The organism is Micromonospora sonneratiae, from assembly GCF_042679305.1.
Classification (GTDB): domain Bacteria; phylum Actinomycetota; class Actinomycetes; order Mycobacteriales; family Micromonosporaceae; genus Micromonospora_H; species Micromonospora_H sonneratiae.
The window spans coordinates 13,655-36,826 of sequence record NZ_JBHTMP010000066.1 but is presented as its reverse complement, the minus strand read 5'-3'; the positions used below and the strand labels follow the sequence as shown (position 1 = coordinate 36,826).

Genomic DNA, 23,172 nt, shown 5'->3' with positions numbered 1-23,172 from the left:
ATGGCCCCGCAGCGCATGGCCCGGCAGCCGGCAGCGCGCGTCCACCAGGCACCGTCCCCCCACCACCGGGTGCTCCGGTCCCACCGCCAGGCGTTCCGGGTACGCCCCGGGGAGCCGCCTCGGTGGGCCGACCCCCCACCGAACCGATCGGCCCGACGGCCGGCCGTCCGATGCCGCCCGGTGCCGGGGTAGCTCGACCCCCGGCTGACGGGCGGCCAGGTGCGGCTGCCCGGGCTGCCGTACCCGGTGTCGTTCCCGTGCCCGGGGTACCCGCCCCGCCGGCGGGCCCCGCCCCACGCGGAGCCGCTGGCGTGGGGACGGGACAGACGGGTGCCCTTCCATCCCGCGATGCTGGCCCGTCCCGGGACCTGCCCCCGCCCCGTGATGCTGGTCCGTCCCGGGATCTGCCCCCGCCCCGGGATGCTGGTCCATCCGGGGAAGCCGATCCGTCCCATGGCGTGCACCCGCCCCGGGGGGCCGCCGCGTCTCGCGCTGTCGTCCCGCCCCGCGACGGCGGTGGGGTACCCGCAGCCCGGGCTGCCGCGTCCGTTCCTGGCATGCCGGCCGGTCCGGTGACCGGGGCCGCCCGGGTACGGCCGCCCGACGTCGGCTCCGGCCCGATCCCGGTCAACCCCGGGGCAAGGCCGCCCGGTCCGGGCCCGGCTGGACCGAGGCCGGCTGGACCGAGGCCGGAAACCCCCGGTCCGGGTCCGGTTACCGGCCCCGACCTCGGCCCGGGACCGAGTCGTGAGGTACTGCCCGAATCGGACTCCACCGGCTCGGGCAGCGGTCGTTCCCTCCCCGGAGGTGTGGGGGCGCTGCGGGTCGCCCGGTCGGAGATCCGGCGCCAGATGCGTGAGCGGCGTCGGGTACGGGTAGCCGTGCTCGTTGCCATCAGCCTGTTGTTGCTGGCCGCTCTGCCGCTCTACTTCGGCGTCCGGGCGGCGATGCGTGATCCGGTGTTCAACGCCCTCGACGAGTTGCAGGTGCCGACCTGGGCCGCCACCGAGACCGTCGACGACGTCAGCGGCAGCCGCTGGTGCCTGATGGAGTGCCGGTACCGGGAACGGACCGTGGAGTCCGAGCGTGGTACGGCCGAGACCGCGAAGGTCTACGAGCAGGCCCTGGCCGGGGACGGCTGGCAGTCGTGGAAGGTGGACCGCTGTCCGGATCAACCGGTCAAGGTGGAGAACATCGGGCACTACAGCTGCTGGAAGCGCGACGAGTTCACCCTCGACCTGTGGGTGCGCGACGCGACCTGTGTCGTTGAACCGTCGCCGGAGGAATCCCTGGGGCCGGACGCTCCAGGAACCGAGGCACCGGAAGTGCCCGGGGCCGCCGAGCCGAAGTGCACCGGATCGGTCGTGTCACTCAAGGTGCGTAACGCGATCGCGGATGACCGGATCGGACCACAACCGACCACGGATCCGTCGCTCACCGGTGTCGACCCGGACCCGATCTTCAGTAATGATCCGCTCCTCGATCTGACACCGTCACCGTCCTGAGCCGTCATTGGTCACAGAGGGTAGGGTCTGACGATGGCACGGCATGGGGTGTTTCGGAGCCGCCAGGCGGCTTGACCGAAGAACCGGGGTGCCGTGCCCGACTGGGCGAGCTCGTGTTTCCGAGATGTCGGGTGGAGGAGGACAGGCGTGGATGGTGGACAGATCGCTGCGCTGATCGGGGCCGGAGCATTCCTGATGCTGGTGCTCGTACTGGCGGTGCCGATCCTGCGGTTGCGGCACACGGTCGACGCGGCGACCCGGGCGATCAACGACCTCAACGACCAGGCAGCGCCGTTGCTGCGGAACGTCAATACGACGGTGGAGAACGTGAACACCGCCCTGACCCAGGTCCACACCTCACTGGACGGGGTCAACATCCAGCTTGCCAAGATCGACACGATGACCGGTCACGCCCAGAACGTCACCGCCAACATCGCGAACCTCACCACCGTGGTCTCCGCTGCTGCGGCGAACCCGCTGGTGAAGGTCGCCGCCTTCGGCTACGGCGTCCGCAGGGCGGCCTCCGCCCGGCGGCATGCCGAGGAGGAGCGCGAGGTCCGGACCACCCTCAAGCAGCAGCGCCGCGCCGCCAAGCGGGGCGGGACCCGCTGAGCTGAGCCCGATGGGTACGGCACCAACGCGTGGAGGAAGGATGAGGCGATGAAGCGGTTGCTGTGGTTGGGTGTCGGGCTGGCCGTCGGGGCGCTGGTCGTACGCAAGCTGACCCGTACGGCACAGTCGTACACCCCGGGTGGCATCGCCGCGTCCCTGTCGGAATCGGCTGGCGGGGCGGTCGAGCAGTTGCGTAGCTTCGTGGCAGACGTCCGGGACGGTATGGCCGAGCGCGAACGTCAGATCCATGAGGCGTTTGCCGAGGGTGTCGCGTTCGACGACCAGTTCGCCGAACTGCGCGAAGACCCACGGATTGGTGATCACGAAATCTTTCCTGAGGAAGGCAGTCGATGAAGACGGCGGAGATCAAGCGGCGGTACCTCGCGCACTTCGAGGCGAACGGCCATACGGTGGTGCCGTCCGCTCCGCTGCCCGCCATCAGCGACCCGAACCTGTTGTTCATCAACGCGGGCATGGTGCAGTTCGTGCCCTTCTTCCTCGGGCAGCAGACCCCGCCCTATCGGCGTGCGGTGAGCGTGCAGAAGTGCATCCGTACGCCGGACATCGACGAGGTCGGCAAGACCAGCCGGCACGGCACGTTCTTCCAGATGAACGGCAATTTCTCTTTCGGTGACTATTTCAAGGCCGGGGCGATTCCGCTGGCCTGGGACCTGGTCACCAAGTCGGTGGAGGCGGGCGGTTTCGGGCTGGACCCGGAGCGGGTCTGGGCCACCGTCTACCTCGACGACGACGAGGCGTACGAGATCTGGCGCGGGGTCGGCATGCCGGCCGAGCGGATCGTGCGCCGGGGGAAGAAGGACAACTACTGGTCGATGGGCATTCCCGGCCCGGCCGGTCCCTGCTCCGAGCTCTTCTACGACCGGGGCCCCGCCTACGGTCTTGAGGGCGGTCCGGAGGTCGACGAGGACCGGTACATGGAGTTCTGGAACCTCGTCTTCATGCAGTACGAGATCACCGACGTGCGGAGCAAGGAGGAGTTCCGGATCCTCGGTGAGCTGCCGGCCAAGAACATCGACACCGGCATGGGCCTGGAGCGGATGGCCTCCATCCTCCAGGGCGTCGACAACCTCTACGAGATCGACGAGGTGCGGCCGATCCTGAGCCGCGCCGCCGAGATGACCGGCAAGCGGTACGGTGCGCACTCCGGCCAGGTGGCCAGCGAGTCGCACCCGGACGACGTACGCCTGCGGGTGGTCGCCGACCACGTGCGGACCGCGTTGATGCTCATCGGTGACGGGGTGGTCCCCACCAACGAGGGGCGCGGCTACGTGCTGCGCCGGATCATGCGCCGCTCCATCCGGGCGATGCGCCTGCTCGGCTGGCAGGGGCCGGCCCTGCCCGAGCTGCTGCCGGTGGCCCGGGACTGCATGTCGCCGTCCTACCCCGAGCTGGCCACCGAGTTCGACCGGATCTCGCAGTACGCGTACGCGGAGGAGGACGCGTTCCTGTCCACCCTGCGGGCCGGCACCACGATCCTGGACACGGCGATCGCCGAGACCAAGTCGGCGGGTAGGCCGGCGCTCTCGGGTGACAAGGTGTTCCAGCTGCACGACACGTACGGCTTCCCGATCGACCTGACCCTGGAGATCGCGGCGGAGCAGGGGCTCACGGTCGACGCCGAGGGCTTCCGGCGGTTGATGGCCGACCAGCGGGCCCGGGCGAAGGCCGACGCGAAGGCGCGCAAGACCGGCCACGTCGACCTCTCCGCCTACCGCACCGCGCTCGACGCGGGCGGAGCGGTGGAGTTCACCGGCTACACCGAGGTGGCCCGGGAATCGCGGGTCCGTACCCTGCTCTCCGCCGGTGGCGCGGTCGCGGTGGCGGGCGAGGGGGAGACGATCGAGCTGGTGCTCGACGCCACCCCGTTCTACGCCGAGGGCGGTGGACAGCAGCCCGACCTGGGCATGATCACCGTTGGCAGCGGTCAGGTCGAGGTGCTGGACGTCCAGCAGCCGATCCCGGGGCTGATCGTGCACCGGGCCCGGGTGGTCCGTGGCGAGGTCCGTACCGGTGAGTCCGGTTACGCGGAGATCGACGTCACCCGGCGGCGGGCGATCTCCCGGTCGCACACCGCGACCCACCTGGTGCACCAGACGATGCGCAACTTCCTCGGCGAGTCGGCGACCCAGGCGGGTTCGTTGAACGCGCCGGGCCGGCTGCGGTTCGACTTCAACACTCCGACCGGGGTGTCGCCGAGCGTGCTGGCCGACGTCGAGCAGCAGGTCAACGAGGTGCTCCTGGCCGACCTGGAGGTGCACGCCTTCATCACCAGCCAGGAGGAGGCGCGGCGGCTCGGCGCGATGGCGCTCTTCGGCGAGAAGTACGGCGAGGAGGTGCGGGTCGTCGAGGTCGGTGACTACGCGCGGGAACTGTGTGGTGGCACGCACGTCTCCCGGTCCGGTCAGCTCGGCCTGGTGAAGATCCTCTCCGAGTCGTCGATCGGTTCCGGCGTGCGCCGGGTCGAGGCGATGGTCGGCATCGACGCGTTCCGGTTCCTGGCCAAGGAGCACCTGCTGGTGTCCCGGCTGGCCGAGCTCTACCGGGTCCCCAGTGACCAGGTGGCCGACCGGGTCGAGCAGACGGTGGCCCAGCTGCGTGACGCCGAGAAGGAGTTGGAGAAGCTGCGCGCCCAGATGGTCCTGGGTGGTGCGGCGGCGCTGGCGGCCCAGGCCCGCGACGTGCGGGGGATCGCGTTCGTCGGCACCGAGGCGCCGGAGGGCGCGGCCGGCAACGACGTACGTACCCTCGCCCAGGAGATCCGTGGCAAGATCGACGCGGCTCGCCCGGCGGTGGTGGCGGTGGCCGCCCGCTCCGGTGGCAAGGCGTCGCTGGTGGTGGCGATCAACGGGGCGGCCAAGTCCCGGGGCCTGTCCGCTGCGGATCTGGTCAAGGCGGCGCTCTCCGGTCGGGGTGGCGGTAACGCCGACCTGGCGCAGGGTGGCGGCCTGCCGGCGGCCGAGGCGGCGAACCTGCTGGTCACGGTTGAGAAGTCCGTCGCTGAGGCATGACGTTCGTCCTGGTTGATCTAGGGCAAATCATTGTGGTTGGATCGGTGCCGCAGTGATTTGCCCTAGATCGATACTGGACCGGGACGGTACGGATTGAGCCACTTCTCGCGGGGCGTGCGCCTTGGGGTCGATGTCGGCCAGGTTCGGGTGGGGGTGGCCATCTGTGACCCGGATGGCATTCTCGCCACGCCCCTGGTGACACTTCCCCGGGACCTCAAGTCGGCAAATGATGCCGTTCCCGCCGATATCTCGGAACTCTCGCGACTCGTAGAAGTTCATGAGGTAGTCGGGGTGATTGTCGGGCTACCTGTGACACTCGCGGGCGGACATGGTCCGGCTGCTGTCCATGTGAAGGCGTACGCTGACCGACTGGCCGAGGCCATCGCGCCCGTACCGGTGGTTCTGGCGGACGAGAGGATGTCAACCGTTGTCGCGTCTCGTAGGCTGTCCGAGCGAGGCGTACGAGGACGGCGTCAGAGAGCGGTGGTCGATCAGGCGGCCGCGGTGGAGATCCTGCAGAGCTGGCTAGACGCGCAGCGGAGGCGGACGGGATGATCGACGAACTGGAACTCGCGTTCGACGAGTCGGACAAGGGCCGGCACCGGCGCAGCGCCCAACGCAAGCGCAACAAGAAGAAACGCGGCGGGCGGGGTAAGACGGTTTTTGCCCTGCTGATGGTGTTCGCCCTGCTCGGTGGTCTGGGCGGAGCGGGCTGGTACGGCTTCGACCGGATCCAGGGCTACTTCATGACCCCGGACTACGACGGTGGCGGCAGCGGCGAGGTCGTGATCGAGGTCAAGGAGGGCGACCTCATCGCTGACGTCGCCAACACCCTGGTCGCCGCCGGTGTGGTCAAGAGCGCGAAGGCGTTCATCGAGGCCGCCGAGGAGAACTCGCGCAGCCAGGGCATCCAGCCGGGCTTCTACAAGGTACGCAAGCAGATGAGCGGCGAGACCGCGCTCGGACTGCTGCTCGACCTGAAGAACAAGATCACCAACCGGATCACCATTCCGGAAGGCTCAACCGCGAAGCGGATATACAAGCTTCTCTCCGAGAAGACGGACATTCCGATCGCGGAATTCGAGGCAGCCGCCAAGGACCCGCTCGCTCTCGGCGTGCCGGACTGGTGGTTCAAGCGCACCGACAACAAGAAGGTGACGCCGTCGATCGAGGGCTTCCTCTTCCCCGACACCTACGAGATTCCACCGAAGGTGACCGCCGAGGCGATGCTCAAGGAAATGGTGCAGCATTTCCTCACCGTCACCGGGGACATGAAGTTCGCCGACCGGGTACAGGCCGAGCGGGAGATCAGCCCGTACGAGGCGCTGATCGTGGCGTCGCTGGCCCAGGCCGAGGCCGGTAACAAGGACGACCTGGGCAAGGTCGCCCGGGTCGCCTACAACCGGGTCTACGGCGAGTTCGCCTGCAACTGCCTGGAGATGGACGTCACGGTCAACTACTGGCTGGAACTCACCGGCCAGGAGACCAAGACGTCGGGGGAGATGACCAACTCCGACCTGATCAACTCCAAGAGCCCGTACGACCGCAAGCTGCGGGGACTGATCCCCACGCCGATCAACAACCCGGGCAAGGAGGCGATGCAGGGAGCGATGGACCCGCCGCCGGGCAAGTGGTTGTTCTTCGTGGCGATCGACAAGGAGGGCCACTCGGCCTTCGCTGACAACATCGAGGAACACGAGCGCAACAAGGAGAAGGCCAGGAAGGCCGGGGTCATTCCGTGACGGACCATCGCCGGGCCGCGGTGCTCGGCAAGCCGATCGCGCACTCGCTGTCCCCAGTGATCCACAACGCGGGGTACGCGGCGGCCGGGCTGGCCGGCTGGTCGTACGTGGCGATCGAATGTGCCGAGGCCGAGCTGCCCGACCGGGTGGCCGGTCTCGGCCCGGAGTGGGCCGGCCTGTCGCTGACCATGCCGTTGAAGGAAGTGGCGCTGACGGTGGCCGACGAGGTTTCGTCGGTCGCCGCCGCCGTTGGCGCCGCCAACACCCTGGTACGCCGTCCCGACGGCTCCTGGTACGCCGACAACACCGACATCCCGGGCATGGTTCGGGTGCTGACCGATGCCGGGGTACGTGACGGCGCGACGTTCACCGTGCTCGGTGCGGGTGGCACCGCCCGTGCCGCCCTGGCCGCCGCCGCCCAGTTGAAGGCGGACGGGGTGACCGTGGTGGCTCGCCGCCCGGAGGCGATCGACGAGCTGCGCCCGGCCGCTGCCGCGCTCGGTATAGCGCTGACCGGTGCCGACTGGTCCGCTGCACCCGCCCACGCCACCGCCGACGTGGTGGTCTCCACGGTGCCGAAGGGGGTCGCGGACCCGTTGGCCGGTCAGGTCACTTGGCGTCCCACCACCGTCTACTTCGACGCGTTGTACGACCCGTGGCCGACCCCGCTGGCCGCGTCGGCCGACGCCGCCGGATGCCGGATCGTCTCCGGCCTCGATCTGCTGCTGGCCCAGGCGGTCGGCCAGTTCGAGCAGTTCACCGGCGTTGCTGCTCCCGTGGCCCAGATGCGTACGGCGCTCAGCCGCCAGACCGTCGGCGGCCTGAGCGGAAAGCCGTAAGCGGTATTCGCCCCTGACAGTCCCGGCCGGACGTGGGACCTCAGTCGAGAAAGAGCGCCGCGAGGCGGGGCAGACGACGTTGCGTCTCCCGGTCGTCCTCGGCATCCCAGTTGTCACCCAGCGGCTGTCGCGGTCGGGCCATGTCGTGTATTGCCCTCTCGATTGCCACATCGAGCGAGTCGGTCTCGCCGCTCGTCCTCCGGTACGAGTCCCTGATCAGGTAACTCAGGGACTCGTAGCCGATCCATCCGCTCTCGTCGCGGGCCATGCAAGCGACCACGGGCAGCTCGGCGAGGGTGTCGGGATCAGCCACGGCACGGGTGAACGTGTCCCGTCCGAGGAGGATCAGTCCGTCGCGGAAGTCGCTGAAGCCGTCGTCTCCACAGCCGCCCTCGATCAGGTATGCGGCGTTCCACAACGGGTACCGGTACGCGGAGTCCCTTACGACGATGTGCTCGACCGCGAACTCGGCGAGATCCGCTGGTGTCAGTGTGGTGAGTACCTCGACCAACGCCTGCGGCAGTGGGTCGTCCTTCGGGTTGCGGTCGTCGGCCCGGTCACCGACCGTGGCCCGTGCCCGTTCGATCAGGCCCCACCAGGTATCGATCTTCACGCTGGAGATCATAGAGCTGGCTGTCACCCCGCCAGGTCGAAGATCACCAGGCGTACACCACAGCTTCGAGCCCTGGTCACCGCGACCGCAGCGGGAGTTCCGATCCGGCTCCTAGCGTCCGGGCCATGAAGAACTCCTTCGTGTCCCCGGCGCGGGACCGGCGGGTGCCCCGGATCCGGAGCATCGCCGCGCTGACCGCGCTCACCCTCTCCGGTGGTCTGCTGGCCGCCGTCAACCTTTCCGCGCCCGCCGCCGCCAAGCCGGGTGACGTCGTCGTCTCCGAGAACTTCGACTCCGGCACCCTGCCCGCCGGCTGGCGGGCGATCGACGGGGAGTGGAAGGTCGAGAACGGCCGGCTACGTGGCACGGCTTCCAGCGGCACCAAGAAGATCACCTTCGGTCGGCATCTGACCGACTTCCGGTTCGAGGCGACCGTACGCTTCGAGTCCGTCGCGGAGCCGACCCGGTGGACGTCGCTCGGCCTCGACGTACCAGCCGACGGCAGCACGCCGTGGTGGATCGCCACCATGCGCAGCGGCACCACGGCCGCCAACGGGCTGGAGTTCGCCCAGCTCACCACGGGGAACGCCTGGAATGTCACGAACACGGCCGCCGCCGGCTACCCGGCCGGCACCGGTCGGGACGTCAAGGTGGCCGTCGAGGTACACGGCAACCAGGCCCGCTGGTTCTTCGACGGCCGACAGTTGCTGCGCACCACCAGCCTGACCCGGTCCACCGACGGTGGCCAGGCGCTGATCGTCAACGGCAGCACCGTCTCGTTCGACGACGTACGGGTGGTCGAACTGGCCCCCAACGGCTACCTGCGGCCCGACGGTGCGCCGGTGACCGTGATCGCGCACCGGGGTGCCTCCTCGGCGGCACCCGAGAACACCCTCGTCGCGCAGGAGGTCGCCCGCCGGGCCGGGGCCGACTGGATCGAGAACGACGTCCAGCCCAGCCGGGACGGGGTGCCGTTCGTGCTGCACGACGGCACCGTCGACCGCACCACCGACGGGGCCGGGGCGATCCGCAGCCTGACCGCCGCGCAGCTCAAGGCGTTGGACGCCGGCTCCTGGTTCGCCCCGCACTACACCGGGGTACGGCTGCCCACCCTGGCCGAGCAGTTGGCCGACCTGCGGACCCGGGGCGGCAACCTGCTGCTGGAGATCAAGGGAGCGCACAGCCGGGACGAGGTCGCGAAGATCGTCGAGGTGATCCGCGCCGAGCAGATGACCGGCCGCGTGTTCATCCAGAGCTTCGAGGTCGACGCACTGAAGCACACGTACGCGTTGGCCCCGGAACTGCCGCTCGGCCTGCTGCGGGGCAGCCTCGACGCCGACCCGGTGGCGATCGCGAAGGAACTGCACCTGACCGCGTACAACCCGACCGGTGCCGCGCTGATCGCCAAGCCGGAGGTCGTCGACGGCCTGCACAAGGCCGGTGTGGCGGTGATGGCCTGGACGATCGACTCGGCGGCCCAGTGGCGGCAGCTGGAGCAGATCGGCGTGGACGGCATCATCACCAACCGCCCGGCCGAACTGGCCGGCTGGAACGCCGCGTTCGCCCAGGGCAGCCCGGCCGAGCCGACCGTCTCGATCGCCTCGCCGCTCGACGGCGCGCAGCTGGACCGGGCCCAGCAGCCGGTCCTCGGTGTGGTGGCGGCCAACGCCGACACCGTGACCGTGACCCTGGACGGCAAGCCCGCACAGTCGGGCCAGAAGCTCGACCTGACCCGCCTGGCCGCCGGCCGGCACACGGTACGGGCGGAGGCGACCGGGCCGACGGGGACCGTGTCGACCACCGCCACCTTCACCATCACAGTCGACGACGCCGGGCTCGGTTACCTCATCCTCACCTCGGGAGCCGATGCCACGGCGATCAAGCAGATGACCGACCACCTGGTCAAGGGCAAGTACGACCACCTGGCCAGGTACGCCGAGCGCAACGCCGGCCAGCGGATCCCCGCCCGGGTAGCCGGTGTCATCGCCGCCGACGCCCGCACCCTCGCGCAGCGCTGACCGACCGTTCCCACTCGCCGGTGGGTGCCCCTCGGCGGGCGCCCACCGGCACATTCGGCTGGACCGGCATCGGGGACGGTTGCCCGGTCTCGACCCTGTCGTCCGTAGGGCGGGACGGTATGGCCACCGCGCGGAGCCGCGATCGACCCGTGACAGACTGACCATCGTGTTGCGCTGGTTGACCGCAGGTGAATCCCATGGCCCCGCTCTTGTCGCGCTCCTGGAGGGTGTTCCCGCCGGAGTGGAGGTGACCAGTGCGGAGATCGTCCGTGAGCTGGCCCGCCGCCGGCTCGGTTATGGCCGGGGTGCCCGGATGTCCTTCGAACAGGACGAAGTCGAGATCATCGGCGGCATCCGGCACGGGCTGACCCTGGGCAGCCCGGTCGCGATCCGGGTGGGCAACTCCGAATGGCCCAAGTGGCAGACCGTGATGTCCGCCGACCCGGTCGACCCGGACGAACTGGCCGGACAGGCCCGCAACGCGCCGCTGACCCGGCCCCGGCCGGGCCACGCCGACCTGGCCGGCATGCAGAAGTACGGCCACGCCGACGCCCGTCCGATCCTGGAGCGGGCCAGCGCCCGGGAGACCGCCGCCCGGGTGGCGGTCGGCACGGTGGCCAAGGCGCTGATCCGCCAGAGCCTCGGCATCGAGATCGTGTCGCACGTGATCGAGTTGGGGCCGATCGCCGCCAAGGCGGGACTGCGTCCCCGCCCGGAGGACGCCGAGCAGATCGACGCCGACCCGCTGCGCTGTCTCGACCCCGAGGCCAGCCAGCGGATGGTGGCCGAGGTCGACGCGGCCAAGAAGGCGGCCGACACCCTCGGCGGCGTCGTGGAGGTCCTGGCCTACGGCGTACCTCCGGGCCTGGGCAGTCACGTCCAGTGGGACCGCAAGCTCGACGCCCGGCTGGCCACCGCGCTGATGTCCATCCAGGCGATCAAGGGTGTGGAGATCGGCGACGGCTGGCTCCAGGCTCGCTCCCGAGGGTCGGTCGCGCACGACGAGATCATGCCGACCGAGACCGGGGTACGTCGGGTGACCGACCGGGCCGGTGGCCTGGAGGGCGGTATCACCAACGGCGAGCCGCTGCGGGTACGCGCCGCCATGAAGCCGATCTCCTCCCTGAACCGGGCACTGGCCACGGTGGACGTGTCGACCGGTGAGCCGGCGACCGCGATCAACCAGCGTTCCGACGTCTGCGCGGTGCCGGCCGCAGCGGTGGTGGCCGAGGCGATGGTCGCCCTGGTGCTGGCCGAGGCGGCCACCGAGAAGTTCGGCGGTGACTCGGTCGCCGAGATTCGCCGCAACCTCACCGGCTACCTGGAAAACCTGGTGATCCTCTGATGGCCCCGGTGTGTGTATTGGTCGGAGCACCCGGCGCGGGCAAGACCAGCACCGGTCAGGCGTTGGCCGCCGCGCTCGGCGTCGGGTTCCGGGACACCGACCACGACATCGAGACGATCGCCGGTAAACCCATCCCGGAGATCTTCATCGACGAGGGGGAGGAGCATTTCCGTACCCTCGAACGGGAGGCCGTGGCGACGGCGCTGGCCTCCTTCGACGGGGTGTTGGCCCTCGGCGGCGGGGCGATCCTGGCCGAGGAGACCCGGGCGGTGCTGGCCGGACACACGGTGATCTACCTGTCGGTGGAGCTGCCCGACGCGGTCCGCCGGGTGGGGCTGGGCATGGGCCGGCCGCTGTTGGCGATCAACCCACGGGCCACCCTCAAGTACCTGCTCGACCAGCGGCGACCGCTCTACGAGCAGGTCGCCACCAGCGCCGTCGTCACCGACGGACGCACCCCGGAGCAGGTCGTCGACGAGATCCTGACGATCCTCAGGTCGTAGTCGTCCGAAGCCGCACGACCACGCGTAGCTTGGGATTCATCCGGCGATCGTGTCGAGCAACTCGGCCAGCCGAGTGGGTTCGCTGAACATCGGCCAGTGGCCGGTCGGTAGGCCGTAGAGGTCGCCGCCGGCCAGACCGGCGAAGAACGGATGCCCCTGAGCGATCATTTCCTGCACCATCTCCACCGGGAACGTGCAGGCGATCAGGGCGTTCGGTACCGCTTGCCGGCCGCTGATCCGGACCGGGTCGGTGGCGGTACGCAACGGCTGCGGCGTGGTACGGGCCCGCAGCATCGCCAGCGTCGACGCGTCCAGACCGACGTAGTTCTGCGGGTCCTCCTCCGACTCCCAGGCCGGCGGGGGCAGCAGGTGGCCGTCGCCGATCAGCGCCCGTAGCCGCTTCTGCTCCTCCGGTGGGTTGACGTCGAACTGGGCGACCCCGTCCGGCAGCGGACCGCTGTCCACGTAGACGACCCGGGCGATCCGCTCCGGAATCCGGTCGGCTGCCTGGGCGACCGGCATCCCCCCACCCGAGTGACCCACCAGGATCACGTCCCGCAGGTCCTCCGCCTCGATCAGCCGGACGATGTCGGCGGTGTGGGTCGCCAGGTCGACGTCCGGCCCGGCGAGGTGCGACCGGTCGGCGAGACCGGTGAGGGTCAGCGGATGTACGTCGTGCCCGCCGGCCCGCAGCAGCGAGGTGACGTCCCGCCAGGCCCACGCGCCGAGCCAGAAACCGGGAACCAGTACGAAGGCGCTCATCTCGATCTCCTTGGTTGATCTCGTTGAGAAGAACGTAGGCTGTAATCCGGACAGAATCCGCCGGATATGGAGGGTGTCCCGTGTCACGTCCCGCCGCCCGGGTGCTCGGCATGCTCGAACTCCTCCAGACCCATCACCGGCTCACCGGCACCGAGTTGGCCGAACACCTCGACGTCGACGAGCGCACCATCCGCCGGTACGCCGCCACCCTGGTCGAGCTGGGCATTCCAGTGGTCGCCACGCGGGGCCGGTACGGCGGCTACCGGTTGCATCCCGGGTTCAAGCTGCCGCCGCTGATGCTGACCGACGACGAGGCGGTGGCGGTGCTGCTCGGGCTGATCGCGGCCGAGCGGATCGGACTCGGCACCGAGGCACCCGCCACCGGGCCGGCGCAGGCCAAGATCCGCCGGGTGCTGCCCGCCGCGCTGGCCGAACGGATCTCCGCCGTACAGGAGACGCTCGGCTTCACCCTGCACCGGCGTACGGAGGCGAACCGGCCGGCGACCCCGATCCTGCTGGCCCTCGGAACGGCCACCCGGTCCCGGTGCCGGGTCACCATCGACTACCGGTCGTGGCGGGGCGGGCAGTCCCGACGGGAACTCGATCCGTACGGCCTCGTCTTCCACGCCGGCCGTTGGTACGTCACTGGGCACGACCACCGGCGTGGCGAGATCCGTACGTTCCGGTTGGACCGGATCGCCGCGGTCGAGCCGGGTGGGGAGACTTTCACCGTGCCGGCCGGGTTTGATCCGGTCGGGCACGTCACCCGTTCACTGGCCGGGGTTCCCTACACCTGGGAGGTCGAGGTACTGCTGGAAACGGACCTGGCAGAGGCCCGCCGTCGGGTGCCGCCCAGCGTGGCCGAGTTGGTCGAGGCGTCCGGTGGTGTGCTGTTGCGGACCCGTGCCGAACACCTCGACGGTATGGCGCAGATGCTGGCCGGTCTCGGCTGGGACTTCACCGTCGTACGCCCCGACGAACTACGCACCGCCGTCGCCGAGTACGCGACCCGCCTCACCGCCCTCGCCCAGCGTCCAGTGTGCTCGGTCATAGTCGACCCGTTGGTGGAATCAGCCGAGCCGGAATAGCTTTCGATCAAGCAGATGGACGGCTGGCACACGACGGGGGAGGCCCAGGCCGATGCAGGCAGTGGTGATGGAGGAGTTCGGCGGTCCCGAGGTTCTCCGGTTCAAGCAGGTCGACGACCCGGTCGCCGGTGCCGGGCAGGTGCTCGTGTCGGTGGAGTTCGCCAGCATCACCTTCGTCGAGACCCAGGTCCGCGCCGGCCGGGGCCCGGCGGCAATGAACCGACCAGTGCTTCCCCGGGTTCCCGGTAACGGTGTGGGAGGTCGGATCGTCGCCGTGGGACCGGACGTGGACCCGGCGCTGGTCGGTACGACCGTGGTCACCACCACCGGTGGAGAAGGCGGGTACGCCGAACTGGCCCTGGCCCGCGTCGAGGACACCGTGCCGGTCCCGGCCGGTCTGCCGCTCCGGGACGCGACAGCACTGCTGGCCGATGGCCGTACGGCCGTCTGGCTGCACCGGCGGGCGCAGGTGCAGCCCGGTGAATGGGTGCTGGTCGAGGCGGCCGGCGGGGGCGTGGGCAGTTTGCTGGTGCAACTCATGGTCGGCTCCGGTGCCCGGGTGATCGGCGCCGCCGGCGGGCAGGGCAAGAGCGACCTGGTGGCCTCCCTCGGTGCGGACGGTTACGTCGACTACTCGACGCCCGGCTGGTCCGGTCAGGTCGTCGAGATCACCGGGTGCGCGGGGCTCGATCTGGTCCTCGACGGCGTCGGCGGCGACATCGCCGCCGAGGCGGTCACCGCCCTACGCGACGGCGGCCGGGTGCTGAGCTACGGGATGGCCAGCGGCTCGTGGTCCGCCCTCGACGACGCCGACCTCGCCGCCCGCTCGATCACCGTTGTCGGTGGTGCGCCCCTGACCCCCGCCGAGGCCCGGGCCCTCAGCGGCGAGGCGCTCGACCTGGCCGCCGCAGGCCGGCTCCGCCCGACCATCGGCCAGACGTTCCCGCTGGCCGAGGCTTCCGCCGCACACGCCGCCATCGAGGCCCGGGCCACCATCGGCAAAACGCTCCTCATTCCCGAGCGAGGGTGACGCGGACACGCCGAGACCGAACACCAGCCAACCCCCGCTCTCGTCCAGTTGGCAGACGACTGTCGGTAACCGCCGGATCCGCCGTGATCTCGGCCGCCACCTCACGGAGCACGTTCGGCCGCCTGTCGAGCTGGGGGCGCAAACGGGGCAAGCCGGCGCGAGCTGGCTTGCCCCCACAGACGGGGCAGCTCGACAGCATCCACAGCACGTTCACCCAACCGCCGGGAAGCTTCCGCCGTCACTGGACCCGTTTGATCCGTACGTGGGGCTGACCACCGCCCGGCCGACCCGTAACAGCAGGGCCGCACTAGGCTCTGATCCGATGAACGACATGACCCGGATCCCGGTTGGTGGCGAGCGCCCGTACGACGTGCTCGTCGGCCGTGACCTGCTCGGCACCCTGCCGGCGATGGTCGACGGTGCGGCGCAGGTGGCCGTGCTGTACGCCGCGCCCCTGAAGTCCCGTGCCGAGGAGTTGGCCGAGGTGCTCTCGGCCGCTGGCCTGCGGCCGTTGCCGATCGAGGTGCCCGACGCCGAGGCCGGCAAGACCATCGAGGTCGCCTCGGCCTGCTGGGACCGGCTCGGTGCGGCGGGGTTCACCCGTACCGATGCGGTCGTCGGGGTCGGCGGCGGTGCGGTCACCGACCTGGCCGGCTTCGTCGCCGCCAGCTGGCTCCGTGGCGTGCGCTGGGTGCCGGTGTCGACGTCGCTGCTCGGCATGGTCGACGCGGCCGTCGGTGGCAAGACCGGCATCAACACGGCGGCGGGGAAGAACCTCGTCGGTGCCTTCCACCCGCCGGCCGGGGTGCTGTGCGACCTGTCCATGCTGGACACCCTGCCGCCGGTGGACCTGACCGCCGGCCTGGCCGAGGTGGTCAAGTGCGGGTTCATCGCCGACCCGGCCATCCTCGACCTGATCGAGGCGGATCCGGCGGCAGCCACCGAACCGGCCGGTCCGGTGCTGCGCGAGCTGGTCGAACGGGCCGTACGGGTCAAGGCCGACGTGGTCACCGGTGACCTGCGCGAATCCGGCCGCCGCGAGATCCTCAACTACGGACACACACTGGCCCACGCGATCGAGAAGGTGGAGGGCTACCGCTGGCGACACGGTCACGCCGTCTCCGTCGGGCTGGTCTACGCCGCGACCCTGGCCCGGCTGGCTGGCCGGCTGGACGAGGTCACCGTCGGCCGGCACCGGGTGATCCTGGACAGCCTGGGGCTGCCCACCGCCTATCGGGCCGACGTGTGGCCGGAGTTGCTGGCCACGATGCGCGTGGACAAGAAGGCCCGGGGTGCGCGGTTGCGTTTCGTCGTGCTGGACGGGCTGGCCCAGCCGTCCATACTGGACGGTCCGAGTGACGAACTGTTGCAGGCGGCGTACGAGACGGAGGTGGCTGGGTGAGCGCGAGGAGTGAGCGGAGCGAGCCCCGCAGTCGCGATCGGAAGGTGGCTGGGTGAGCGCGAGGAGTGAGCGGAGCGAGCCCCGCAGTCGCGATCGGAAGGTAGCCCGGTGACGAAGGTCTACGTACTCAACGGGCCCAACCTGGGGCGGCTCGGCACCCGGCAGGTGGACGTCTACGGACTGGTCAGCTATGCCGGGCTGGTCGAGTTGTGCCGGACCAGCGGCGCGGAACTCGGTCTGGACGTCGAGGTACGGCAGACCGATGCCGAGCACGAGATGCTGGCCTGGCTGCACATGGCTGCCGACGAACGGGCCGCTGTGGTACTCAACCCGGGCGCGTGGTCGCACTACTCCTATGCCGTACGGGACGCCTGCGCGATGCTGCGTGGACCCCTGGTCGAGGTGCACATCTCCAACATCCACGCCCGGGAGGAGTTCCGGCACCATTCGGTCGTCTCCGCCGTGGCGACCGGTGTGATCTGCGGCTTGGGGGTCGACGGCTACCGGCTCGCCCTGTCGCACATCGCGACCCTGGCAGCCGCGGACACCTCGGCTGGAACCGGCCAGGACTGACGTCGCGGCGCTGGCACGTGTGTTCGGGGGCAACCCGTGCCAGCGGTCGGACGGCCTTGCCCAGTAGACTTGTCAGGTCTGTCCGCCAATTGAAGATCAAGGCAGGAAATGGCCACCACCAACGACCTCAAGAACGGTTTGGTCCTCAACCTCGACGGCGAGCTGTGGGCCGTCGTGGAGTTCCAGCACGTCAAGCCCGGCAAGGGTGGCGCGTTCGTGCGTACCACGCTCAAGAATGTGCTTTCCGGCAAGGTCGTCGACAAGACCTTCAACGCGGGCACCAAGGTAGAAACCGCCACCGTCGACAAGCGCACCATGCAGTACCTGTACGCCGATGGCGAGGACTTCGTCTTCATGGATCTGGAGACCTTCGACCAGATCAACGTGCCGGGTGGAACCGTCGGCGAGGCGGCCAACTACCTGCTGCCGGAGGCTGAGGCGATCGTCGCCACGCACGAGGGTGTGCCGCTGTACATCGAACTGCCCACCAGCGTCGTGCTCGAGGTGACCTACACCGAGCCGGGTCTGCAGGGCGACCGTTCCACCGGTGGCAACAAGCCGGCGACGGTCGAGACCGGGGCCACGGTGCAGGTGCCGCTCTTCATCACCACCGGTGAGAAGATCAAGGTCGACACCCGCGACGGTCGTTACCTCGGCCGAGCCTGATGGCGGAGGGCCCGAAATCGCAGATGCCCGCCCGCCGCAAGGCGCGTAAGCGGGCATTGGACGTGCTCTACGAGGCCGACCTGCGCGATCTTCCGCCTGTCCAGGTGCTGGCCGGCTACCTTCAGCGGCTGGAGCAGCCCCGGCCGGAGCACATGGGTTACGCGATCGGCCTGGTCGAAGGTGTGGCGGCACACCTGGACCGCATCGACGAGCTGATCGCCAGCTACGCCGAGGGCTGGACCCTGGACCGGATGCCCGTCGTCGACCGTAACCTCGCCCGGATCGCCGTCTACGAACTGCTCTACGTCGACGAGATCGACGACGCGGTGGCGATCACCGAGGCGGTCGAGTTGGCCAGGCAGATGTCGACCGATGATTCGCCCCGGTTCCTCAACGGTCTCCTGGGCCGGATCGCCGAGTACGCCACCCGATAGTCCCCGAGCGCACTGTCTGGTTTTCGACCTTGTGTGCGCCCCGGGTTGTTCCTCACACCGTGCGTAGTTAAGGTGGGCGCGAATCCACGCCGGTGGGGTACGAACGGGGACTGGATGTACCAATCTCACGGGGAGCAATCCCTGGCTGCTGTCCTGCGCCTACGTGACGAGTTGCTGGCGTCGGCCGGTCAGCTTGCGGCGGCTTCCACCGCCACCGCCGGTGCCTATGCTGGCGAGGATCCCACCGGCACGGTGCGAATCGTCCTCGACGAGGCAGGCCAGCCGGCTGACGTGGAGTTGGCCAGCGAGTGGCGCAGTGCCGTCGGCTCGGACGGTCTTGCCGACGGCGTACGACAGGCGTGGCAGGCGGCAGTTGGTGCCCGCGTGACGGCGTGGAGCGAGGCGGTGGAGACATCCTCCCCGCCCGCTCCACCCGCCGGTCACCGCCAGCCTTCCCCCGTCGACCTGCCATCCGATGCCGAACCGGGTGACCTGCTGGGTTACCGGGTGCAGAGCAACCTGTCCGGTCTCATGTCCCTGTTGGCCGACGCCGAAGCCGCACTGGACCAGGTGCAGCGGCTCACCGTCGGAGCCGGACCGGCCACCGCGCAGGGCCGTAGCGCCGATCGGGAAGTCACCGTGACGATCAGCGCCGGCGAACTGATCGAACTACAGGCCGACCCGCGTTGGCTGGCCGGGGCGTCGGCCACCGCTGTCGGTCGAGCCATTCGCGCCGCTCTTGTCGATGCGCACCGATCGCTCAGCCAGTCCGAGGCCGTGCCGCAACCGGCAGCCCTGGGCGAACTCGGGACGCTGACCACCGATCCGGTCGCTCTGCTACGTACCGTCGGCCTGTTACGGGACTGACCCTCCGATCTGAAGGGCAAGCATGTCTCCTCCCGACCGATTGACAGTCGCCACCGAGGCCCTGCGTAAGGACGCGCAGGAATGGATGCGCTGGTCCGGAACCCTCTTCACCGCCTCGCAGACCGCCAGCAGCCTCACTCTCAGCGCGGAGGACATGTGTGGGCTGAGCGCGGCGATCGGCCTGCCTGATCTCTACGCCGAGATCCAGCAGCGGGCCGCGCAACTCACCATGGAGGGGGCTCGGACCTTCGTCGACGTCGCGGATGCACTGAATCTCGCGGCCAGACACTACGACCAGGCTGATGAGCGGGCGACCGGGCGCCTCACCCCGATCTAGGAGGATGGTGTGACCACTCCGATAACGGTGCCGATCGTCATCGCCGGTTTCGAGGAACTGGTCGAACGGGTGCGCCGGCTGCTTGAACGACTGTCCGCTGGCATCGACCAGGTGATCGAGAACGCCCGTCGTTCGACCCGACTGTTGCCGGTCGTCGCCGAACAGGTCGCCAGCCTCTGTGACCAGCTCGACGACTTCCGGCGGCGGCTGAAGGCGGAGATCATACGGTTGCTGAGCCGGGTGGGACAGCCGTGGAAGGTGTGGGACGCCGGGGCGAGTTGGGTCGCCAACTTCGCTGGCCCACTCAGCGAGCACGTCGGCGAGATGAACGACCTGCACCTGAGTGCGAACTACGCGTGGGACGGGCGTGCCGCCGACATGTACGCGGCGACGACCGCTCGTCAGAAGGAGGCGCTCGTCGCCCTGCAGAGCATCGGCGCGGACGTGCACACGGCGCTGGGCCACGTGGCGGTGGCCATCTGCGCGCTGTGGGCCGCCGTCGCCGCCGCACTGCTGATGGCGTGTTCGGGCGTTGTTGCAGCAGTTGCGTCAGCGAGCACAGGAATCGGTGCTCCGGCGGCTGTGGCATTCGTGTTCGAGGCATTGGCAGCTTTGCTGGCTGGCGTCTCGGTGGGTGTCGGCGGCTTCATGCTGACTGCGGAGCGGGCCAATGACGCCATGGCGACACTGCGGAACCGCCTGTTCGACCGGAGCGCCCTTGATGGCGGCCAGTGGCCGGGTTCGAAGAGCGAGCGTTACCGCGAAGGTGCATCGTGGAAGCTGGCGCAATGACGAGCCCATACCGGCCGCCCGAGCGGGGGGTTCAGGATCTACGCGCCTTCCCGCAACGGCTGCGGGGGTGGCGGTTGTTCTACGCGATCGTCGGGGGAGTCGGCGTCCTCATCGCTGCGTGCGGTGTGCCGTCGGGTGTCGGCTCCACCCGACTACTGCTTCCGTTGAGCTTCATCGTGTTCGGACTGCCGGGGGTGGTTCTGCTGCTGGTGAGTCAGAGCCGGGCGATCGCCGCGATGGACGCGTCGTCCTGGACCGTTTCGCAACCTGGCCTGTCAGGGGCGAGGAACTACTCCTGGGCAGCAGGTCTGGTCATGCTCGCTGGCGTCTTCGCCCTGCTGGCTGCGACGCTGATCCAGTCCACGCTCTCGCTCCACCTGCTACTCGTGCTGCCGCTGGGTCTCATCATGGCGATGGGCTCGGTAGGCGCCGGATCCTTCGGGCGGGACTACCACCGGCTGGCCAGGTGGCACCGGGAAGCGCCGCCCGAACTGTTGCGGACGCTGCCACCGGAGTTTTCCCTATACGTCGGACGACCGATGTTTTGGTAGCTGCCGCCCTGGCCAGGGTCACCTCCTGGGGCGTACGGCCACCGGGCACTGCCGAATCGGAGCGTGGACCCGTGCGCCTGCGTCCAATTTGGCTGGGAGGTGCCAGACACGCCGAAGGGCCCGTGCCGGGTGGCACGGGCCCTTCGGGTTTGGACCTTCTCAGGAGGCGAAGAGCGCCCGAGGGTCGGCGACCAAGACACCGTGCTCGGTCAGCCGCTCGATCAGCCCGGACGGGGAGGAGTCGTAGACGATGGCGAGCGACTGGAGGTCGTCCGCACGAATCGACAGGACCCGGCCGTTGTAGTCACCCCGCTGCTGCTGGATGGCCCGGGCGTAGCGAGCGACGTAGGCGAGTTCCTCGGATGCGTCGTCGTAGAGACGCTCCAGGTCGAGCACGATCTTGTTGGTGGGCTCGTGGCGGATGCCGCTGCCGTCGGGCAGCAGTTCCGCGACGGGTACCCGGTAGAAGTCGGCCAGTTCGGCGAGACGCGACACCGTGACGGCACGGTCACCACGCTCGTACGACCCGACTACGACTGCCTTCCAACGCCCGTTCGACTTCTCCTCCACCCCCTGCAGGGACAGCCCCTGCTGCTGACGGATAGAACGCAGACGGGCACCCAACGACTTGGCGTACTCAGAGGGCATGCGGACACTCCCAATGCTGGCTTGGGGTTCTCCCCAGCGATCGCTACGGAGCGTGACGGTACGGGGATTGCGACACCGGGTCAAGTAGTCGTGACCTTACTGTTGACAAGATCGCCCTTAGTGGGCGATTTGCCGGGGGGCTGATTCAGGGGTCAGCGACCCGAAACGGGAAACCCTGTGGGCGCTGGTAACGTGGCGTGAAGCCCCGGTACGGGACCGCACGCGGCCCGGCCGGATCCAGACATCCTTTAACGACCCGTCCCGTGAGGCGGGGAAGGAGGTCCGCCGTGGCCTACTCGCCGGCTGCCCAGCCTGCGCCGGTTCCGCCACCGTCCGTGAAGGTCATCCTGACCAGCGCTGATCTCCAGCGGGTGGTCGACCGGATCGCCCATCAGATTCTGGAAAAGACCCAGGGTGCCGCCGACACCGTACTGCTCGGTATCCCGACCCGGGGTGTGCCGCTGGCCCGACGGTTGGCCGCCCGGATCAGCACCTTCGAGGGCGTGGACGTACCGGTCGGTGTGCTCGACATCACGCTCTACCGCGATGATCTGCGACGTAACGCCATCCGGGCGATCGGCCCGACGGAAGTGCCTTCCGGGGGCATCGACGGCAAACGGATCATTCTGGTGGATGACGTCCTCTTCTCCGGTCGTACCGTGCGCGCCGCGCTGGACGCGTTGAGCGATCTCGGCCGACCCAGTTCGGTGCAGTTGGCCGTCCTCGTCGACCGGGGGCACCGCGAACTGCCGATCCGCGCCGACTACGTGGGTAAGAACATTCCCACCGCCCTGGCCGAGAGCGTCCGGGTCACGCTGGCCGAGACGGACGGCACCGACGAGGTCAGGCTCTACGCGGTCGCGAACGAAAGCAGGTTCAACTCGTGATCAAGCACCTGTTGTCCGCCGCCGACCTCGACGCGGACACCGCGACCCTGATCCTGGACACCGCTGCCGAGATGGCTACCGTGGCCGGTCGCGAGGTCAAGAAGCTGCCCGCCCTGCGCGGTCGTACGGTCGTCAACCTCTTCTACGAGGATTCCACCCGGACCCGGATCTCCTTCGAGGCGGCGGCCAAGCGGCTCTCCGCAGATGTGATCAACTTTTCGGTCAAGGGGTCGAGCGTCTCCAAGGGCGAGAGCCTCAAGGACACCGCACTGACCCTCCAGGCGATGGGCGCCGACGCGGTCGTGATCCGGCACCCGGCCTCCGGTGCGCCGCACCGGCTGGCCAACTGGGTGGACGGATCGGTGGTCAACGCCGGTGACGGCACCCACGAGCACCCCACCCAGGCGCTGCTCGACGCGTACACCATGCGGTCCCGGCTCGGCCGGCTGGCCGGTCTCCAGGTGGCCGTGGTCGGTGACGTGCTACACAGCCGGGTGGCCCGCTCCAACGTCCTGCTGCTGTCGACGCTGGGTGCGAAGGTGACCCTGGTCGGTCCCCCCACGTTGATTCCGGTAGACATCAGTGTCGCGCTGGCTCCCGGGACCGAGGTCTCCTACGACCTGGACGCGGTGCTGCCCGGTACGGACGTGGTGATGATGCTGCGGGTGCAGCGGGAGCGGATGGACACCTCCTACTTCCCGTCGGCGCGGGAGTACGCCCGTCGCTACGGCATGGACGGGGCGCGGATGCGTCGACTGCCCGACCACGCGATCGTCATGCACCCCGGTCCGATGAACCGGGGAATGGAGATCGCCCCGGAGGTGGCCGACTCGCCCCGCTCCACCATCGTCGAACAGGTCACCAACGGTGTCTCCGTCCGGATGGCCGTTCTCTATCTGCTACTCGGGGGGAAGAACCAGTGACTGGGG

At 69.3% G+C, this 23,172-nt stretch carries 26 protein-coding genes; 22 read left to right on the top strand and 4 right to left on the bottom strand.

Annotated features, from left to right (window positions below; genetic code table 11):
* Positions 1-342 (bottom strand): hypothetical protein (locus tag ACFQ4H_RS28815; protein WP_377576822.1); only part of this gene is annotated, 342 nt, incomplete at its 3' end.
* A 509-nt stretch (positions 343-851) separates the two neighbouring features.
* Between ACFQ4H_RS28815 and ACFQ4H_RS28810 the strand changes: the two genes are divergently transcribed.
* The 7 genes from ACFQ4H_RS28810 to ACFQ4H_RS28780 all read left to right on the top strand — a co-directional run bounded on the left by ACFQ4H_RS28810 (position 852) and on the right by ACFQ4H_RS28780 (position 7,727).
* Positions 852-1,505, top strand: a complete 654-nt coding sequence (locus tag ACFQ4H_RS28810) for a hypothetical protein (RefSeq protein WP_377576831.1) — start codon at positions 852-854, stop codon at positions 1,503-1,505.
* 147 nt (positions 1,506-1,652) lie between these two features.
* Complete coding sequence (locus ACFQ4H_RS28805; RefSeq protein WP_377576820.1) at positions 1,653-2,117, top strand: DUF948 domain-containing protein; 465 nt, start codon at positions 1,653-1,655, stop codon at positions 2,115-2,117.
* 48 nt (positions 2,118-2,165) lie between these two features.
* The gene (locus ACFQ4H_RS28800) at positions 2,166-2,471 is read left to right on the top strand and encodes a hypothetical protein (RefSeq protein ID WP_377576818.1); all 306 of its coding nucleotides are present in this window, start codon (positions 2,166-2,168) and stop codon (positions 2,469-2,471) included.
* Entirely contained in the window at positions 2,468-5,146 is a 2,679-nt protein-coding gene (gene alaS / locus ACFQ4H_RS28795) for an alanine--tRNA ligase (RefSeq protein WP_377576815.1), read from the top strand. Before ACFQ4H_RS28800 ends, alaS begins: the two co-directional genes overlap by 4 nt.
* 93 nt (positions 5,147-5,239) lie before the next feature.
* Positions 5,240-5,701: a Holliday junction resolvase RuvX gene (gene ruvX, locus ACFQ4H_RS28790; protein WP_377576812.1), complete on the top strand. Its 462-nt coding sequence runs from the start codon at positions 5,240-5,242 to the stop codon at positions 5,699-5,701.
* Positions 5,698-6,888, top strand: coding sequence for an endolytic transglycosylase MltG (mltG, locus tag ACFQ4H_RS28785; RefSeq protein WP_377576809.1), 1,191 nt, complete (start codon positions 5,698-5,700; stop codon positions 6,886-6,888). The genes ruvX and mltG overlap by 4 nt, the downstream gene beginning before the upstream one ends.
* Positions 6,885-7,727, top strand: a complete 843-nt coding sequence (locus tag ACFQ4H_RS28780; protein WP_377576806.1) for a shikimate dehydrogenase — start codon at positions 6,885-6,887, stop codon at positions 7,725-7,727. Before mltG ends, ACFQ4H_RS28780 begins: the two co-directional genes overlap by 4 nt.
* A gap of 40 nt (positions 7,728-7,767) precedes the next feature.
* Here ACFQ4H_RS28780 and ACFQ4H_RS28775 read toward each other — a convergent pair whose 3' ends face one another.
* Positions 7,768-8,340, bottom strand: a complete 573-nt coding sequence (locus ACFQ4H_RS28775; RefSeq protein WP_377576803.1) for a DUF4240 domain-containing protein — start codon at positions 8,338-8,340, stop codon at positions 7,768-7,770.
* Positions 8,341-8,465: 125 nt separating this feature from the next.
* Here ACFQ4H_RS28775 and ACFQ4H_RS28770 point away from each other — a divergent pair, with 125 nt between their 5' ends.
* From ACFQ4H_RS28770 to ACFQ4H_RS28760, 3 genes are all read left to right on the top strand, one after another.
* Entirely contained in the window at positions 8,466-10,358 is a 1,893-nt protein-coding gene (locus tag ACFQ4H_RS28770; RefSeq protein ID WP_377576800.1) for a glycerophosphodiester phosphodiesterase family protein, read from the top strand.
* A 166-nt stretch (positions 10,359-10,524) separates the two neighbouring features.
* Positions 10,525-11,703, top strand: a complete 1,179-nt coding sequence (aroC, locus tag ACFQ4H_RS28765) for a chorismate synthase (RefSeq protein ID WP_377576797.1) — start codon at positions 10,525-10,527, stop codon at positions 11,701-11,703.
* The gene (locus tag ACFQ4H_RS28760) at positions 11,703-12,206 is read left to right on the top strand and encodes a shikimate kinase (protein WP_377576794.1); all 504 of its coding nucleotides are present in this window, start codon (positions 11,703-11,705) and stop codon (positions 12,204-12,206) included. The genes aroC and ACFQ4H_RS28760 overlap by 1 nt, the downstream gene beginning before the upstream one ends.
* A gap of 36 nt (positions 12,207-12,242) precedes the next feature.
* On the opposite strand, the gene ACFQ4H_RS28755 is transcribed toward ACFQ4H_RS28760, so the two are convergent.
* Positions 12,243-12,968 carry an alpha/beta fold hydrolase gene (locus tag ACFQ4H_RS28755; RefSeq protein WP_377576791.1) on the bottom strand — a complete coding sequence of 242 codons (726 nt, stop codon included), beginning with the start codon at positions 12,966-12,968 and terminating at the stop codon, positions 12,243-12,245.
* Positions 12,969-13,048: 80 nt separating this feature from the next.
* Between ACFQ4H_RS28755 and ACFQ4H_RS28750 the strand changes: the two genes are divergently transcribed.
* From ACFQ4H_RS28750 to ACFQ4H_RS28705, 10 genes are all read left to right on the top strand, one after another.
* Positions 13,049-14,056 (top strand): helix-turn-helix transcriptional regulator, encoded by a 1,008-nt coding sequence (locus tag ACFQ4H_RS28750; protein WP_377576788.1) that lies wholly within the window; start codon positions 13,049-13,051, stop codon positions 14,054-14,056.
* Between the two features lie 52 nt (positions 14,057-14,108).
* Positions 14,109-15,086, top strand: coding sequence for a zinc-binding dehydrogenase (locus ACFQ4H_RS28745; protein WP_377576786.1), 978 nt, complete (start codon positions 14,109-14,111; stop codon positions 15,084-15,086).
* Positions 15,087-15,408: 322 nt separating this feature from the next.
* Positions 15,409-16,488, top strand: coding sequence for a 3-dehydroquinate synthase (aroB, locus tag ACFQ4H_RS28740; RefSeq protein WP_377576783.1), 1,080 nt, complete (start codon positions 15,409-15,411; stop codon positions 16,486-16,488).
* A 108-nt stretch (positions 16,489-16,596) separates the two neighbouring features.
* A complete protein-coding gene (gene aroQ / locus ACFQ4H_RS28735) occupies positions 16,597-17,061 on the top strand; it encodes a type II 3-dehydroquinate dehydratase (RefSeq protein WP_377576780.1) in 465 nt (154 codons plus the stop codon).
* 108 nt (positions 17,062-17,169) lie between these two features.
* Positions 17,170-17,727, top strand: coding sequence for an elongation factor P (efp, locus tag ACFQ4H_RS28730; protein ID WP_377576777.1), 558 nt, complete (start codon positions 17,170-17,172; stop codon positions 17,725-17,727).
* Between the two features lie 23 nt (positions 17,728-17,750).
* Complete coding sequence (gene nusB / locus ACFQ4H_RS28725) at positions 17,751-18,161, top strand: transcription antitermination factor NusB (RefSeq protein ID WP_377576828.1); 411 nt, start codon at positions 17,751-17,753, stop codon at positions 18,159-18,161.
* A 114-nt stretch (positions 18,162-18,275) separates the two neighbouring features.
* Entirely contained in the window at positions 18,276-19,028 is a 753-nt protein-coding gene (locus ACFQ4H_RS28720; protein WP_377576774.1) for a hypothetical protein, read from the top strand.
* A 40-nt stretch (positions 19,029-19,068) separates the two neighbouring features.
* The gene (locus ACFQ4H_RS28715) at positions 19,069-19,365 is read left to right on the top strand and encodes a hypothetical protein (RefSeq protein ID WP_377576772.1); all 297 of its coding nucleotides are present in this window, start codon (positions 19,069-19,071) and stop codon (positions 19,363-19,365) included.
* 9 nt (positions 19,366-19,374) lie between these two features.
* Positions 19,375-20,157, top strand: a complete 783-nt coding sequence (locus tag ACFQ4H_RS28710) for a hypothetical protein (RefSeq protein WP_377576769.1) — start codon at positions 19,375-19,377, stop codon at positions 20,155-20,157.
* Positions 20,154-20,708, top strand: a complete 555-nt coding sequence (locus tag ACFQ4H_RS28705) for a hypothetical protein (protein WP_377576766.1) — start codon at positions 20,154-20,156, stop codon at positions 20,706-20,708. The genes ACFQ4H_RS28710 and ACFQ4H_RS28705 overlap by 4 nt, the downstream gene beginning before the upstream one ends.
* A 159-nt stretch (positions 20,709-20,867) precedes the next feature.
* Here the strand turns inward: ACFQ4H_RS28705 and bldD are convergent, their stop codons facing one another.
* A complete protein-coding gene (bldD, locus tag ACFQ4H_RS28700; RefSeq protein WP_377576763.1) occupies positions 20,868-21,356 on the bottom strand; it encodes a transcriptional regulator BldD in 489 nt (162 codons plus the stop codon).
* A 287-nt stretch (positions 21,357-21,643) separates the two neighbouring features.
* Here bldD and pyrR point away from each other — a divergent pair, with 287 nt between their 5' ends.
* Both pyrR and ACFQ4H_RS28690 read left to right on the top strand, forming a co-directional pair.
* Positions 21,644-22,243, top strand: coding sequence for a bifunctional pyr operon transcriptional regulator/uracil phosphoribosyltransferase PyrR (gene pyrR / locus ACFQ4H_RS28695; RefSeq protein WP_377576761.1), 600 nt, complete (start codon positions 21,644-21,646; stop codon positions 22,241-22,243).
* Positions 22,240-23,166 (top strand): aspartate carbamoyltransferase catalytic subunit, encoded by a 927-nt coding sequence (locus tag ACFQ4H_RS28690; protein ID WP_377576758.1) that lies wholly within the window; start codon positions 22,240-22,242, stop codon positions 23,164-23,166. Before pyrR ends, ACFQ4H_RS28690 begins: the two co-directional genes overlap by 4 nt.
* Positions 23,167-23,172: the final 6 nt, after the last annotated feature.